The sequence below is a fragment of the Gryllotalpicola ginsengisoli DSM 22003 genome, from assembly GCF_000419445.1.
In the GTDB taxonomy this organism is placed as follows: Bacteria; Actinomycetota; Actinomycetes; order Actinomycetales; family Microbacteriaceae; genus Gryllotalpicola; species Gryllotalpicola ginsengisoli.
Window position 1 is genome coordinate 41,798 of sequence record NZ_AULK01000010.1, and the last position, 16,579, is coordinate 58,376.

6 protein-coding genes are annotated in these 16,579 nt (G+C 70.2%); all 6 read left to right on the plus strand.

All coding sequences use genetic code 11. The annotated features are described in order from the left end of the window. Positions 1 to 23 precede the first annotated feature (23 nt). The 6 genes from H563_RS16760 (at position 24) to H563_RS17490 (ending at position 16,093) form a co-directional block, all read left to right on the plus strand. Positions 24 to 5,459 carry an Ig-like domain-containing protein gene (locus tag H563_RS16760; RefSeq protein ID WP_155865245.1) on the plus strand — a complete coding sequence of 1,812 codons (5,436 nt, stop codon included), beginning with the start codon at positions 24 to 26 and terminating at the stop codon, positions 5,457 to 5,459. Positions 5,460 to 5,601: 142 nt separating this feature from the next. Next, positions 5,602 to 10,938, plus strand: coding sequence for an Ig-like domain-containing protein (locus tag H563_RS0113115; protein WP_155865247.1), 5,337 nt, complete (start codon positions 5,602 to 5,604; stop codon positions 10,936 to 10,938). Positions 10,939 to 10,960: 22 nt separating this feature from the next. After that, the gene (locus H563_RS0113120; protein WP_022883050.1) at positions 10,961 to 11,929 is read left to right on the plus strand and encodes an AAA family ATPase; all 969 of its coding nucleotides are present in this window, start codon (positions 10,961 to 10,963) and stop codon (positions 11,927 to 11,929) included. A 2-nt stretch (positions 11,930 to 11,931) separates the two neighbouring features. Further along, complete coding sequence (locus H563_RS0113125; protein WP_022883051.1) at positions 11,932 to 13,248, plus strand: DUF58 domain-containing protein; 1,317 nt, start codon at positions 11,932 to 11,934, stop codon at positions 13,246 to 13,248. Further along, on the plus strand, positions 13,245 to 15,521 hold the full coding sequence (locus tag H563_RS16765) for a transglutaminase-like domain-containing protein (protein WP_022883052.1): 2,277 nt from the start codon (positions 13,245 to 13,247) through the stop codon (positions 15,519 to 15,521). Before H563_RS0113125 ends, H563_RS16765 begins: the two co-directional genes overlap by 4 nt. A gap of 8 nt (positions 15,522 to 15,529) precedes the next feature. Beyond that, complete coding sequence (locus tag H563_RS17490) at positions 15,530 to 16,093, plus strand: FHA domain-containing protein (RefSeq protein ID WP_022883053.1); 564 nt, start codon at positions 15,530 to 15,532, stop codon at positions 16,091 to 16,093. The last annotated feature ends 486 nt before the right edge of the window (positions 16,094 to 16,579 follow it).

The window sequence follows — 16,579 nt, forward strand, 5'->3', positions numbered from 1 at the left end:
GTCTCGTCTACGGTGCTGCCTGGGTGCGAGAACGCACCACCTGCGGGGGAGTCATGGCGGCTGACGTGATGGGATGGCTGCGGCGTCGCAAGGCCGTCGCCTCGGCCGTCGCGATCGCCGTGCTGGCCGGCGTGCCCATCACCGTCGCGTCGATGTACAAGGGCTTCCCCGTCGCCGACCTCGACCTGAACGCCCTCGACGTCTGGGTGACCGCGGGCGACCAGCTGCTCGGCGGCCGGCTCAACCACCAGATCGACGACCTCGACGCCGTCGTCTCCGGCGCATCCTCCGACCTCGACGTGCTGCAGGACAGCAACGACTACTTCCTGGCCGACAGCTCGCAGGGCACCGTGCAGCGCATCGACCCCGCCTACGTCAGCCTCTCCGACCAGATCACCATCCCCAAGGACTCGTGGGTCGGCTACGGCGGCGACACCATGGCGATCCTCGCCCCCGACGGGCGGCTGTGGACGATCGGCACCGCCGACCGGCTCGAGTTCAACGCCGCCAAGACGACCCCCTCGGCGAAGCTCGGCAAGGGCGCCGTGGCGGTCGTCGCCAAGACCGGAGAGGTCTTCGCCGTCTCGCCCGATCGGGACGAGCTGGCGACGGTGGCGAGACCCGGCAAGGCCGCGCAGATCACCGCGTTCGACGTCGAGGACGACGCGCAGCTGAGCGCCGTCGGCGACACCGCGGTCGTGCTCGACAAGGGCGGGCAGCGGCTGCGCACGCCCGATCGCACCCTGAAGGCGCCGTCGGGCGGGCTGAAGCTGCAGCAGCCGAGCGCCGCCTCCGACGTGGTGCTGGTGGCCGGGGCATCCGATCTCTATCGCGTGCCGCTCTCGGGCGGCGCGGCGACCGCGGTGCCCTCCGGCGGCACGGAGCCCTCGTCGGTCACCGCCGACCAGGTGCCCGCGCCTGTGCAGGTCGACGGCTGCGACTACGCGGCGTGGTCGGCCAACACCCGCTACGTGTACGCGTGCACCGGATCCGATCCCGTCGCGGTGCAGATCCCCGAGCAGAAGACGGCCGCGCAGCTGGAATTCCGGGTGAACCACGGCGTGGTCGCGCTCAACGACGTGCGCAGCGGGGACGCCTGGGTGGCGACGAAGACGCTCAAGCTGGTCAACGACTGGTCGACGCTGACGCCCGACAAGAAGGAACAGAAGAAGAGCGACAAGGGCGAGGTGCAGCCCGTCAAGCGCAGCTACCAGGACATGGTGGCCAAGCGCGGCACGACCAACACCCGGCCCGATGCGCAGGACGACGACTTCGGAGTGCGCCAGGGGCGGGCGACGCTGCTGCCGGTGCTCGACAACGACCAGGACGAGGACGGCGACGTGCTCACCGTGGCCGACACCGACCCGAGCCAGCTGAGCGCGTCGGTCGGCACGCTCGACCTCGTCGACGGCGGCCGGGCCCTGCAGTACACGCCCGCGCCCGGCTTCACCGGGGGCTTCTCCTTCCACTACACGGTCACCGACGGCCGGTCCGGCGGCGAGGACACGGCGACCGTGCACGTCACCATCCACGCCTCGGCGGTGAACGCGGCGCCCGTGCAGAACCGCGAGAGCCAGACCGACGTCGAGGCCGGGCAGACGGCGACGTACAACGTGCTGCAGGACTGGATCGACCCCGACGGCGACGGCATCTACCTCGACAGCGTCACCCCGAGCACCTCGAACGACGTGTCGTTCACCCCAGACGGCGAGATCAGCTTCACCGCCAAGTCCGGCGAGTTGGGCTCGCGCACGGTGGACTTCGTCGTCTCCGACGGGTCGAAGAAGGCGCAGGGCACCCTCGAGGTCGACGTGAAGGCCAAGGGCAGCCTGAAACCGGTCGCCGTGCCCGACTTCGCCGAGGCGACCCTCGGCCGGGCGCTCACGCTCGACCCGCTGGAGAACGACGAGTCGCCGTCGGGCGCCTCGCTCGACCTGGTCAGCGCCGACCCCGGCGACACGCCGCTCGAGATCAGCGTCGACGAAGACGCGGGCACGCTGCGGATCACCGGCACGCAGACCGGCACCTACTACTTCACCTACCAGCTCGCCGCCGGGTCCAGCGACACCGTCGACGGGCTCGTGCGCGTCGACGTCGTCGAACCCGAGAAGACGGATGCGCCGCCGCTCGCCGTCAACGACGTCGCCTACGTGCACCCCGCCCAGACCACCGAGGTCGCCCCGCTCGACAACGACGTCTCCCCCTCCGGCCGGGTGCTCGCCGTGCGCTCGGTCACCGGCGGCGACGACGCCACCGCGCTCAACATCCAGCTGCTGGACAACACGGTCGTGCGGATCACCTCGCCCGGCGTGCTGGAGAAGCAGGTGCAGCTGAGCTACGAGCTCTCCGACGGGCTGAAGACCGTGACGGGCACCATCACGGTCGTGCCGGTCGCGCCGCTCGTGAACTACCAGCCGCCCGTGGCGGTGACCGACGCCGTCAACGTGCGCGCCGGCGACATCGCCACCGTCGACGTGCTCGACAACGACTACTCCCCCGACGACCAGCCGTTCTCGCTGCAGCCGACGCTGGTGTCGACCAAGCGCGCCGGCGGCTCGGCCTTCGTCAGCGGCGACACGGTGCGCTACCTCGCCCCGGAGAAGGCGGGCACCTACGAGGTCACCTACCGCATCGAGGACGAGCACGACCAGACCGACACCGCGGAAGTGATCTTCCAGGTGCTGCCCGACGGCTCCAGCGACCGCGCGCCCGAACCGCAGACCCTCACCGCGCGTGCGTTCGCCGGCAGCGCCATCCCGATCACCGTGCCGCTGAACGGCATCGACCCCGACGGCGACTCGGTGTTCTTCGACGGGGTCACCGACGAGCCCGAGCTGGGCCGCGTCACCGGGACGACGGCGACCGGCTTCGTCTACGAGGCGGCCGCATCGGATGCCGGCACCGACGAGTTCCACTACCAGGTGGAGGACACCCACGGGAAGACCGCGACGGGGGTCATCCGCATCGCGGTCATCCCGCGCCCGACCTCGCTGCAGCCGCCGACCGCCGTCAACGACACGGTCGAGGTGAAGCCGGGCAAGACCGCGTCGGTGCAGGTGCTCGCCAACGACTCCGACCCGAACGGCTACGCGCTGTCGCTGAAGAGCAAGCTCGACCAGGTCGACGACGGGTTCCGGGACCTCTCCGTCGACGGCTCCTCCGTGCTCTTCACCGCCCCCACCGAGGAGGGCACCTACCAGTTCCACTACACCGTCGACAACGGGCACGGCGGCCAGGCCGGCGCGTACGTGCAGGTCACGGTGCGCTCCGACGCCGAGCCGCGCTACCCGACCGCGATCGACCACTACGTGACCGCCGCCCAGGTGAACGGGCGCACCTCGGTGTCGGTCGACGCGCTCGACGGCGCCGTCAACCCCTCCGGCCCCGTCGACGACCTGACGGTCTCGCTGCCGTCGGCCACGGCGAAGGTCGCCACGGTCTCCGGCTCCACCATCACCGTGAAGCCGCAGAAGACCCGCACCGTGATCGCCTACCAGGTCACCGACCCGGCGACGAAGCTGACCGGCAAGGCGTTCATCATCGTGCCGCCCGCGAACGTCAAGACCACCCAGCCCACCTCGAACGCAGCCGACCAGAGCACGCCGAAGGCCGAGCAGGCCGGCCAGTCGAGCGACAAGCCCGCGTCGTCCGAAGAGAAGGCCCAGCAGAAGGCCGAGGAGAAGGCCAAGAAGGGCAAGGGCACGCAGCCGCCGCACCTGAAGGTCGGCACGCAGGTCGTCCCGATGAACGGGCAGAAGACCTTCGCGTTCTCGCAGATCCTCTCCGTGCCCTCGGGCCGGTCCGCCGAGCTGTCGGGAACGCCGACCGCCACGCACGGCACGGTGAAGGGCTCCGGCGCGTCGTTCACCTTCACGCCGGCGAAGGACTACCGCGGCCCGGCATCCGTCACGTTCACGGTCGACGACGGACGCGAGGAGGGCGCCTCGCGCGACCGTCACACGGAGCTCACCCTGCAGATCACGGTCGGCAGCGCCGACCAGTCGGACGTGCCGCCCACGTTCACCCCGCCGAAGGTGCAGATCGAGCCGGGCGAGGCGGCGAAGTCGGTCGACCTCCGGGCGGCGAGCTACCACCCCAACCAGAAGATCCTGAACTCGCTGACCTACACCGACCTGAAGCAGAGCAGCATCAACGGCATCACGGCGACGCTGAAGGGGTCGACCCTGAAGGTCTCCACGCCGGTCACCGCCAAGCCGGGCACCACGGCGACGTTCCGCTTCACCGTCAACTCGCCCACCAAGCACGTCGCCGGCTCGGTCAAGGTCACCGTCACCAGCTCGACCAGGCCGCTCGCGCAGCAGAAGAACGCGCCGCAGAAGATCTCCATGAAGCGCGGCACGAGCAAGACGGTGTCGAACGCGGTCGGCACCGCCTACTGGGTGAACCCGTTCCCCGACAAGGCGCTGAAGATCGTCTCGGCCTCCGTGGTCAGCTCGCCCGTCGGGGTCAGCGTCTCGCACACCGCCACCTCGATCACGGTGAAGGCGACGAGCGGCGCCGCGATCGGCCAGGCGAACATCACCTACACGGTGCAGGACGCCACGGGCGACACCGCACGCCGCGTGATCGGCCGCCTGCAGGCCACGATCCACGACGTGCCCGCGCAGCCGCAGGCCCCGTCGAACGTGTCGGCGAACGACAAGCACGCCACCTTCACCATCAAGGCGCCCGCGAACCACGGCCTCAAGATCACGGGCTACAACGTGCTCGACAACCACGGGCACAGCTGGCACCCGACCTCGGCGACGACCATGACCGTGAGCGGTCTCACCAACGGCACCTCGTACCGGTTCCGGGTGCAGGCGGTCAACGCCGACGGACCCGGGCCGTGGTCGGCGCCGAGCGCCGCGGTCACGCCCTACGGCACGCCGTCGGTGCCGACCAACCTGCGGGCGACTGCGTCGGACGACTACGCGAAGGCGTCGTTCACCTTCACCTGGGGAGCCCCGCAGACGAGCGGCGGCGGCACCGTGCGCTACCAGTGGACGTTCAACGGCAATTCCGGCACCACCCTGGCCACCTCGCACACGACGGCGAAGCTGGCGGCCGACACGTACAAGTTCAAGGTGCGTGCCGTGAACGTCGGATCCGGCAAGACGTCGGACTGGGTGACGAAGACCGTCACGCTCTCCGCGCCGCCGAAACCGGCGAAGAAGGTGACGCTCAGCAACGGAGCCCCGGGGCCCGCCGGGCACTACTACCAGATCAACGTCAGCGGATTCTCCGCCAACACCTCGTACCAGGTGAAGTTCTGGTGCGAAGGGGATCCGCTGGTGAGCCACACCAGCGGCAAGACCTACGTCGAGACCCTGCGCACCGGCGCGGCGGGCAACGGCAGCCTCAACACGCACAACACCGTGAACGGCGAGTACTGCGGCTACTCGAACGCCTGGGTCACCGTCGGCGGCAAGAAGAGCAACACCGTCGACATGCGATGACGGCGCCAGGCAGAGAACGGATGCGCCGCCGCCGGCGCCATCCGAGCGGTTTCGACCCCCATGCTAGGGTGACCGTGTTCGCGCGGGCGGCCGTCCGACCGGCCCGCCCGACGTCCGTGATCGTCACTGCCGGGGGGTGGAAGTGCAGATCGGCCGAGGCGTGCTGACGTGGCTGCGGCGGCGCAAGTCGGTGGCATCCGCCGTCGCCATCGCCGTCCTGGCCGGGGTGCCGCTCACCGTCGCCGCGCTGCACAAGGGCTTCCCCGTCTCCGACGTCGACCTGAAGAGCCTCGACGTGTGGGTGACCAACGGCACCGACCTGCTGGCCGGGCGGCTCAACCACCAGATCGACCAGCTCGACGCATCCGTCGCCGGCCCGTCGAAAGACCTGGACGTGCTGCAGGACGGCTCCGCCTATTTCCTCACCGACACCGCCGAGGGCTCGGTGCAGCGCATCGACCCGGCCTACGTCAGCACGAGCGAGCAGATCACCGTGCCGGAGGACTCCTGGGTCGGCTACGGCGGCGACACCATGGCGATCCTCGCCCCCGACGGCCGGCTGTGGACGATCGACGCCGCCGACCGCCTCGACTTCGACGCCACCAAGACCAAGCCCGTCGCCAAGCTCGGCAAGAACGCCGCCGCCGTCGTCACCAAGAGCGGCGTCACCTACGCGGTGTCGCCGCAGCACTCCACGCTGGTGCGCGTGGCGGCGCCGGGGCGGAAGGCTGAGACAACCAAGGGCTTCGCGGTCACGGATGACGCGGAGCTGAGCTCGGTCGGCGACACCGCGGTGGTGCTCGACAACGGCGGCCGGCGGCTGCGCACGCCCGACAAGACGCTGAAGCTGCCCTCCGCCGGGCTGCAGCTGCAGCAGCCCAGCACCGCCTCGGACCACGTGCTCGTGTCCGCCGCATCCGCCCTCTATCGCGTCCCGCTCTCCGGGGATGACGCGACCACCCTGCCCGCCGGCGGGAACACGCCGGACGCGACGAACGCCGCCGAGGTGTCGGCGCCGGTGCAGCTGAAGGGCTGCGACTACGCCGCCTGGGCCTCGAGCGCGCGCTACCTGTACGCGTGCGAGGGGTCGAAGCCCGTCGGCGTCGACATCGGCCAGCCGGTTAGCGGCGCCGACCTGCGCTTCCGGGTGAACCACGGGGTCATCGCGCTGAACAACGTGCAGAACGGCGACGCGTGGGTCGTCTCCAGCCACATGAAGCTCGTGCGCAACTGGGAGCAGCTCAAGCCCAGCACCGACGAGAAGAAGAAGAGCGACAAGGGCCAGGAGCAGCCGGTCGTGCAGTCCTACCAGGACACGCTCGCGCACCGCTCGCAGACCAACACGCGGCCCAAGCCCGAGGACGACGAGTTCGGCGTGCGGCCGGGCCGCACCACGCTGCTGCCGGTGCTCGACAACGACGAGGACCCGGACGGCGACGTGCTGACGGTGAAGTCCTTCGACGCGATCCCGAAGAGCGTCGGAACGATCGCCGTGGTCGACGGCGGGCGCGCCCTGCAGTTCACGCCCGCGCCCAGCGTCACGGGCGGCGCCGCGTTCAAGTACACCGTCACCGACGGGCGGCCGGGCGGCGAGGCGACCGCCGAGGTGCGCATCCGGGTGCACGAGCCGGCCGAGAACGCGGCGCCCAAGCAGACCCGGCTGAGCACGACCGAGGTGGAGCAGAACGAATCCATCACCTACAACGTGCTGCAGGACTGGATCGACCCGGACGGCGACAGCATCTACCTCGAGAGCGCCACGAAGACGACCGCCGACCAGGTCTCCTTCACCCCCGACGGCGAGATCACCTTCACCAACAAGAGCGGCCAGGTGGGCACGAAGCAGGTCAACTTCGTGGTCTCCGACGGCACGAAGCGTGCGACGGGCAAGCTCGAGGTCACCGTCAAGCAGAAGGACACCCTGCCCCAGGTCGCCGTGCCCGACTTCGCCCAGGTCACGTTGGGGCAGAAGACCACGATCAAGCCGCTCGAGAACGACGAGTCGCCGTCCGGCGCCCCGCTCACCCTCGTCTCGGCGACATCGAAGGACACCTCGCTCACGGTGACCGCGCACACCGACCAGGGCACCATCAGCGTCCTCGGCCAGGCGACCGGGACCTACTACTTCACCTACGAGCTCGGCTCGGGCGCCCGCAAGACCGTCGACGGGCTCGTGCGCATCGACGTGGTCGAGCCGACCGACAAGAACGCGCCGCCGCTCGCGGTGAATGACGTCGTGTACGTGCATCCCAGCCAGACCAGCACCGTCGACCCGCTCGACAACGACGTGTCGCCGTCGGGCCGGGTGCTGGCCGTGCAGTCCGTGACGGGCGGCACGGATGCCTCGGCGCTGAACATCCAGCTGCTGGACAACACCGAGGTGCGGGTCACCTCGCCCGGGGTGCTCGAGAAGCAGGTGCAGCTGACCTACGAGCTCTCCGACGGGCTGCACACGGTGCAGGGCACCATCACGGTCGTGCCCGTCGCCCCGCTCGTCAACTACCAGCCGCCCGTGGCGGTCAACGACGCGGTCAACGTGCGCGCCGGTGACATCTCGACCGTCGACGTGCTCGACAACGACTACTCCCCCGACGACCAGCCGTTCACGCTCGACCCGACGCTGAAGTCGACCAAGGGCGCGAAGGGCGCGACCGTGTTCGTCAGCGGCTCCTCGGTGCGCTTCCAGGCGCCGAGCAAGCCCGGCATCTACACGGTCACCTACAGCGTCTCCGACCAGCACAACCAGTCGGCCACGGCCGACGTGATCTTCAACGTGATCGGCGACTCTGACTCCGACCGGGCACCCGAGCCCCAGGAGCTCACCGCCCGCGCCTTCGCCGGCAGCGCCATCCCCATCTCGATCCCGCTGAACGGCATCGACCCCGACGGCGACTCCGTGTTCTTCGACGGGGTCTCCTCCAAGCCCGAGCTCGGCCGCATCACGGGCACGAGCGCCACCGGATTCGTGTACCAGCCGGCGGACTCCTCCGCAGGCACCGAGGAGCTCACCTACCAGGTCGAGGACACGCACGGCAAGACGGCCACGGGGCAGATCCGCATCGGCGTCATCCCCCGCCCGAGCTCGCTGCAGCCCCCGACCGCCGTCAACGACAAGGTCGAGGTGAAGCCGGGCAAGACGGGCTCGGTGCAGGTGCTCGCCAACGACTCCGACCCGAACGGGTATTCGCTGACCCTCGAGAAGAAGCTCGACGACATCGACGAGGGTCTGACGGATGTCTCGACCGACGGCTCCTCGGTGCTCTTCACCGCGCCCAAGAAGGAGGGCGCCTACCTCATCCACTACACCGTCTCCAACGGACACGGCGGCACCGCGAGCGCCTACGTGCAGGTGATCGTGAGCTCCACCGCGCAGCCGCGCTACCCGACCGCCGTCGACCACTACGTCGACACGGCGAAGGCGAAGGGCAAGGCATCCGTCACCCTCGACGCGCTCGACGGCGCGACCAACCCGTCCGGGCCTGTGAGCGACCTCACCGTCGCGGTCACCGGGCAGAACGCGAAGCTCGCGACGGTCAAGGGCGACGAGATCACGATCAAGACGCAGAAGACGCGCACGGTCGTCGCCTACCAGGTGACCGACCCGCAGACGAAGCTCACCGGCAAGGCGTTCATCATCGTGCCGCCCGCGTCGGTCAAGCAGACCACGCCGACGAGCAACGCGAACAAGCGCGCGAGCGACACGAAGGGCACCCAGCCGCCGCACCTGAAGTCGGGCCTGGCCGAGCAGGTGATCGAGATGAACGGGTCGAAGACGTTCAGCCTGAGCCAGCTCATCGACGTGCCCTCGGGCCGGCCCGCGTCGCTCGCCGGCGGGCTGAGCGTCGACCACGGCACCATCACGGGCTCCGGAACGTCGTTCACGGTCACCCCCGCGAAGGACTACCGGGGGGCGCTGACCGTGCGGTTCAACGTCGACGACGGGAAGGAACCCGGCGCGTCATCCGATCGCATCACCCCCATCACGCTGCCGGTGACGGTCGGCGCGAAGGACCAGTCCGACGTGCCGCCCACGTTCACCCCGCCGAAGGTGCAGATCGAGCCGGGCGAGGCCGCGAAGGACGTCGACCTGCGCTCGGCGAGCGACCACCCGAACCCGCAGATCAAGGCCGAGCTGAAATACGAAGACCTGCAGTCCAGCACGGTGAACGGCGTCAAGGGGAAGCTGAGCGGGTCGACGCTGTCGGTCTCGGCCCCCGTGGACACGAAACCGGGGACGACCGCGGTGTTCAAGTTCAAGGTCGTGCCGCCGAAGGGCGATCCGATCGACGGGTCGGTGACTGTGACGGTCACGAGCTCGACGCGGCCGCTCGCGCAGCAGAAGAACCCGCCGCAGAAGCGCGAGCTGCAACGCGGCAACAGCGTCACGCTGAGCGACGCCGTCGGCACGGACTACTGGGTGAACCCGTTCCCCGACACCCCGCTGAAGATCACGGATGCGACGCTGGCCAGCGCCCCCGCCGGCGTGTCGGTCTCGCACACCGACGACTCGATCACCGTCACCGCCCAGAGCGGGGCGAAGGTCGGCACGGTGAACGTGAACTACCACGTGGAGGACGCCACAGAGGATCCGGATCGCACCAAGCAGGTGGTCGGCCAGTTCCAGGTGACGATCCACGACCGGCCCGACCAGCCGCAGGCGCCGAGCGATGTCTCGGCCGGCGATGCCAGCGCGACCATGACGATCGCCGCCCCCGCCGCGAACGGCAAGGACATCACGCAGTACGAGATCCGCGACACCGGCAAGACCGTCGACGTGACCCAGTCGCAGGCCGGGCGGGTCGAGCTCGACAACCTGACCAACGGCCACGACTACGCCTTCCAGGTGCGCGCCAAGAACGCCGACGGCTGGAGCGAGTGGTCGACCGCGAGCGCGACCGTCACCCCGTACGGGAAGCCGGCGACGCCGAAGAACCTCAGCATCGTCGAGCGGAACAACGTCGCCCCGTCGAAGTACGACCTGTCCTGGAGCGCCGTGACCGACACCGGCGGCAAGTCGGTGCACTACGAGTGGCAGTTCGACGACGGCGCCTGGAACAGCACCACGAAGACCACCGCGGTCAGCCCGAGCGCCGAGGCCGGCACGCACTACTTCCGGGTGCGGGCGATCAACGACGCGGGCAAGGTCTCCGACATCGCCAAATCGGGCACGGTCACCCTGCCGAAACCCCAGGTGTCGGTGACGCTCAAGAAGGGCGGATCCGCCGCGAGCGAGCCCGGCTGCACCTCCAACACCTGCTACTACTACAGCATCACGGTCGCGAACTACGTCAAGGGCACGTATCCGATCGTCCTTTACTGCAACGGCAGCGTGCTCAGCACGGCGCACAGCATGACGATCGGATCCGACGGCAGCGGCAGCTGGAACAGCAAGAACGACGGCCACGCGTTCTGCGGCTACTCCGACACCCACGCGACCGTGAACAAGATCGACAGCAACCACGTCGACTTCAGCAATTGAGACCATCGAGTAGAGGACACCCATGCCCGTAACCCAAGAACAGGCCGACTGGTTCGCCGGCGCGGTCGACCAGCTGATCGCCAACCTCGACCAGGCGATCCTCGGCAAGCACGAGGTCATCAAGCTCGTCGTGGCCAGCCTGCTCACGGGCGGGCACGTGCTGCTCGAAGACGTGCCGGGCACGGGCAAGACGGTGCTGGCCAAGTCGTTGGCGAACAGCATCGAGGGCACCCAGTCGCGCATCCAGTTCACGCCCGACCTGCTGCCCTCCGACGTGACCGGCGTCACGATCTTCGACCAGGGCACCGGCAAGTTCGCCTTCCACCCTGGCCCGGTGTTCGCGTCGATCGTGCTGGCCGACGAGATCAACCGCGCGAGCCCGAAGACGCAGTCGGCGCTGCTCGAGGTGATGGAGGAGGGCGTCGTCACCGTCGACGGCACCCCGCACCCGGTCGGCACTCCATTCATGGTCATCGCGACCCAGAACCCGGTCGAGCAGGCGGGCACCTACTCGCTGCCCGAGGCGCAGCTCGACCGCTTCCTGGTCAAGACGAGCCTCGGCTACCCCGACCGCGACACCACGGTGAACCTGCTGATGGACTCCTCGAACCGGGCGCGCAACGAGGCCGTGAAGCCGATCATCCAGGCATCCGTCGTCGCCTCGATGACCCAGCTGGCGGCCGAGGTGCACACGGATGCCGCGGTGATGGCGTACCTGAGCGACATCGTCGACGCCACCCGCCGCGACCCGGACGTGTCGCTCGGCGTCTCGATCCGCGGCGCGCTCGCGCTCGCCCGCGCCGCGAAGACGTGGGCGCTCGCCGACCACCGCACCTATGTGACGCCCGACGACATCCAGGACCTCGCGGTGCCCGTGCTCGCCCACCGCGTCATCCTCGACCCGGAGGCCGAGTTCACCGGGGTGACGCAGGCCCAGGTCGTCGAGCGCGCGCTCGCCGCCGTCGTTCCCCCGACCACGCGCGTGGGGTAGCGATGACGACACCGGAACCCGCCGGCGGCACCCTGCAGGGGCTGTTCACCACCTTCCAGAGCACGCTCGGCAGCCGCTCGCGCAGCCTGATCGAGCCGATCACGCGCGCCGTCGAGCCGGTGGTCGCGGCCGCCCGCCCGCTCGGCCGCTGGTGGCGGGTGGCGTTGCAGACGGTGCCGGTTCCGGGGCGCATCGTGCTGTTCGGGGCGATCGGATGCCTCGTGCTGGGCTTCTGGCTCAACTGGTCGGAGCTCGTCTTCGCCGGGGCGACCCTCGGCGCGGCGCTGCTCATCGCCGTCGGCTTCGCCATCGGCCGCACCACCTACGCCGTCACGGTCGAACTGAACCCGCGGCGGGTGGTCGTCGGCGGGCGCGCGCTCGGCCGCCTCGCCGTGACCAACAATGGCACCCGCCCGGTGCTGCCCACCCGCATGGAGCTGCCGGTCGGCCGCGCGCACGCCGAGTTCCAGCTGCCGCGGCTCGCGCCGGCGCAGGAGCACGAGGACCTCTTCGCCGTGCCCACCAACCGGCGCGCGCTGATCCTCGCCGGGCCCGCGACCTCGGTGCGCGGCGACCAGCTCGGGCTGGTGCGCCGCACGCAGACCTGGACGGACCGCATCGAGCTGTTCGTGCACCCGAAGACGGCGCGGCTGAAGGCGTCGGCGCAGGGCCTCGTGCGCGACCTCGAGGGGCAGGCGACCAAGACCATCACCAACAGCGACCTGGCGTTCCACGCGCTGCGGCCGTACGAGCGCGGCGACTCGATGAAGAACGTGCACTGGCGCACCTCGGCCCGCACCGGGCAGCTCATGGTGCGGCAGTACCAGGAGACCCGCCGCTCGCAGCTGCTGCTCACCATGGGGGCCGACCTCGCGCACTACGCGGGCGAGGAGGAGTTCGAGCTCGCCGTCTCGGCCCTCGCATCCGTCGGCACGCACGTCATCGCCGAGGAGAACCAGGTCGTCGCCGGGTGGGACGGCGGCCAGCTGCACAGCCGCAACCCGGTCTCGCTGCTCGACGACTCCTGCCGCATCGAGCCGGTCACGCGGCGGCCGAAGCCGCTGCGCGAGGTCGTGCGGCAGTCGGCGGGCCGGCGCTCGCAGCCGAGCGTCGTGATGCTCGTCGTCGGGTCGCTGGCGCCGTCGCCGGACATCCGGGCGGTGGCGACGCTGTTCAGCCCCGACACGGTGTTCACCGCGATCAAGGCCGACGTGGCGGGCGAGCCCGGCATGCGCCGCATCGGCCCCGTCACGGTCGCGAGCATCTCGTCGCTGCGCGACCTGCCCTCGATGATCGTGAGACTGGGGACGCAGCAATGACCGCGCCGCGCTCGTTCTGGACCGACCTCGGCGTCGTCGCCGCGCTCTCGGCCATCGCCGCGCTCGGCTTCCAGCCGCTGTACGGCGGCATCGTCTTCGTGCTGCCCGCGCTCGGCGGCCTGCTCGTCAGCCTGGCCGCCGCGGCCGCGGGCCGCCTGCTGCGCGCGCCGCTGATCACCACGATCGCCTTCGGCATCGCCGGATACTTCCTCTTCGGCAGCGCCTTCGCAATGCCCGCGACGGCCACCTTCACCGTGCTGCCCAACCTCGACACCCTGTCGGGGCTGGTGCGCGGCGCCGTGTTCGGGTGGTCCGACGCGGTCACCCTCACCGCGCCGCTGCAGGAGCCGCCGTACATCGGCGTCGTCGCCTACGTCGCCTGCTGGGCGGCCGCGCTCATCTCCGGGGCGGTCGTCGCCCACTGGGCGCCGTCGGCCGGGCCGGGCTCGCCGCTGCGGCGGTGCGTCGCGGTCGCTGCGCCGCTCGCGCTGCTCATCGCGACCATCCTGCTCGGCACGCATCAGGTGTTCCTCGGCGGGGTGCGCGGGGTGGTCTTCACGGCGCTGGCGCTGGTGTGGATCTGCTGGCGGCAGAGTGCCGATGAGGCATCCGTCTCGGCCGGTCAGAGCGGGTCGCGGCGCAAGCTGATCGGCTCGGCGACGGTCGTGCTCGGCGCGCTGCTCGTCGGCGGACTGGTCGGCGGGCTGGTGCAGCCGGCCGCCGCCGACCGTTTCGTGGCGCGCGACGAGATCGTGCCGCCCTTCGACCCGCTCGACTACCCGAGCCCGCTCGCCGCGTTCCGCAAGTACGTCAACGACGAGAACAAGACGGTGCTGTTCACCGAGAGCGGGCTGCCCAAGGGCTCGTACGTGCGGCTCGCGACGATGGACGCGTGGGACGGCGTGGTGTGGAACGTGTCGGCGGATGCCTCGACGGCGTCCGGCTCCGGCGCGTTCCGGTTGCTCGGCCGCAAGCTGCCCGAGCCGAGCCTGTTCACCGCCGGGGCGACCACCAAGGCGACCTTCACCATCAAGGACTACACGGGCGTGTGGCTGCCATCGGGCAGCTACCCCACGGGGCTGCAGTTCGAGGGCGACGACGCCGAGCAGACGGCGCAGAACGTGCGGGTGAACTCCGAGACCGGCACGGTCGCGCTCACCTCGGGCGTGACCAAGGGGCTCAGCTACCAGATGGAGGTCACGGCGCTGAAGGTGCCCGACGAGAAGGCGCTCGCGGCGATTCCCCCGGCGACGCTCGACCCGGCCGACCGGCAGAACGTGCCCGACGTCGTCGAGAGCACGGCGACGCAGTACGCCGGCGACGCGACGACCGCGCTGCAGAAGCTGCAGAACCTGCAGCGGTCGCTGCAGAACCTCGGCTATCTGAGCCACGGCCGGCCGGACGACTCGGTGCCGGCGCGGGCCGGCGAGGGCGCGGACCGGGTGGTCGAGCTGCTCACCCAGACCCCCATGGTCGGGGATCAGGAGCAGTACACGACCGCGTTCGCGCTGATGGCCGGTTCGCTGGGCTTCTCGACGCGCGTCGTGCTCGGCGCGAAGGTGCCGTCGCAGGGCGGCGACGTCGACATCACCGGCAACGACGTCACGGCGTGGGTCGAGGTCGCGTTCCAGGGCGTGGGCTGGGTGCCGTTCTTCCCGACCCCGACGAAGACGGATGCTCCGAAGGAGCAGACCGTGAAGCCGAAGGTCATCCCGCAGCCGCAGGTGCGCCAGCCGCCGCGCGACCACCTCAAGGACGATCAGCTGCTCACCCCGGTGCAGACGGAGGACCAGCACAAGAAGAAGCAGCAGAAGGGCTTCGAGATCCCCGTCTGGGCGTACTGGGCCGGCGGATCGCTCCTGCTGCTCGCCGCGATCGTGTTCCTGCCCCTGCTCATCGTGTGGCTGTTGAAACGCCGGCGCAGACGCAAACGGAGCCGGGGGCCGGGCGACCGTCAGGCGGCGGGCGCGTGGGCCGAGTTGCGCAGCGCGCTCGCGGAGCTGGGGCTCGCCGCTCCGGCGCAGGTCACCACGCGACGCCAGCTGGCCCGGCACTACGAGACCGCGGGTGCGGCGATCGGCGTGGCCGTGCCGGACGGATCGCTGGGTCCGCTCGCCCGCGAGGTCGACCACGCGGTGTTCTCCGCCGACGATGTCGGCCCGGAGGCCGCGACGGCGCTGTGGGCCTCGGTCGACAAGGTGCTCGAGCAGGCGCGCAGCGGGTTGAGTTGGGTGCGCCGGCGCCTCGCTGACTACCGCTACAGCCGCATATAGTCGACACCGTGGAGAACGGCTACATCACTCCGCCACCCGGGCTGCTGCCGGCTGCGCCCGAGGTCGATGTGCCGCGCCGCGAGCAGGTGCCGGCGGCGCCGTCGTTCCCGAGCTTCGCACCGTCCCCACTGGGGGTGCCGGCGCAGGTTCCCGCGGCGCCGGCCGCCCCTGCCGCCGCGCCCGCGGAGCCGCCGGTCGAGACGACGTCGGTGAAGGTGGTCGCGCCGCAGTCGGTGCCCGAGCCGAAGTGGTCGTTGCGTCTGGGGGACGGCACGCAGATCGCCCTGGCCGGGTCGACGTTCGTCGGTCGCAATCCGGTGCCGTCCGATGCGGCGCCCGATGGTGCGGTGCTTCCGCTGAATGATCCCGCGAAGTCGCTCTCCAAGACGCACGCCCTGCTCGTGCCGTCGAACGACTATCTGATGGTCACGGACCTGCACTCCACGAACGGTGTCGCCGCGGTCGCGCCGAGCGGTGAGGTCACCGTGCTCGAGCCGGGGCGCAGTGCGGCGATCGCCCCTGGGTCCACGCTGCAACTCGGCAGCTTCGCGGTGACGGTGCTGCTCGCCTGAGCAGTGCTGGCTGGCGGCGTTGCCCGGGTCAGCCTTGTCGGCTCGCGTCGAGCGCGTTCTGGGTTGTGCATGCTGGATATGGCGGGATACATCGTACGAGCGAGCGCGTTGGCTTGCGCCGCGTGCATTCCGCCCTGCACTTGCTGAGTAAGGCCGGCCACCTCGCGCGTCATTAGTTCGCGGGCGCGCTCGCGTCGTGCGCATTCCAGGGCGGGCATGCCGGATAAGACCGGATGCGACGTTCGAGGCAGTGGTGCCTGAGTACCGGAGCCGTGCCCGGCGCGCATGCCCTCCCGGACGTTCGCTGGTCTGCCTCTGGCGGTCCGTCCCTGCCTCTGCCTCTGCCTCTGCCTCTGCCTCTGCCTCTGGGCAGGGTTGTGCCGTGGTGTTTATCCGGTGTCGTTTCGGGTTTGTCGTGTTTGGGTTTCCAGCTGGGTTCGGATGCCGGATTTGTGGTGCAGGGTCAGGGGTGGCTGGCCTGGCCAG

What these genes read in the sequence shown, in the direction of transcription:
- H563_RS0113120 (WP_022883050.1), top strand. Translation starts at nt 10,961, where the DNA reads ATGCCCGTAACCCAAGAACAGGCCGACTGGTTCGCCGGCGCGGTCGAC.
- H563_RS0113125 (WP_022883051.1), top strand. Translation starts at nt 11,932, where the DNA reads ATGACGACACCGGAACCCGCCGGCGGCACCCTGCAGGGGCTGTTCACC.
- H563_RS16765 (WP_022883052.1), top strand. Translation starts at nt 13,245, where the DNA reads ATGACCGCGCCGCGCTCGTTCTGGACCGACCTCGGCGTCGTCGCCGCG.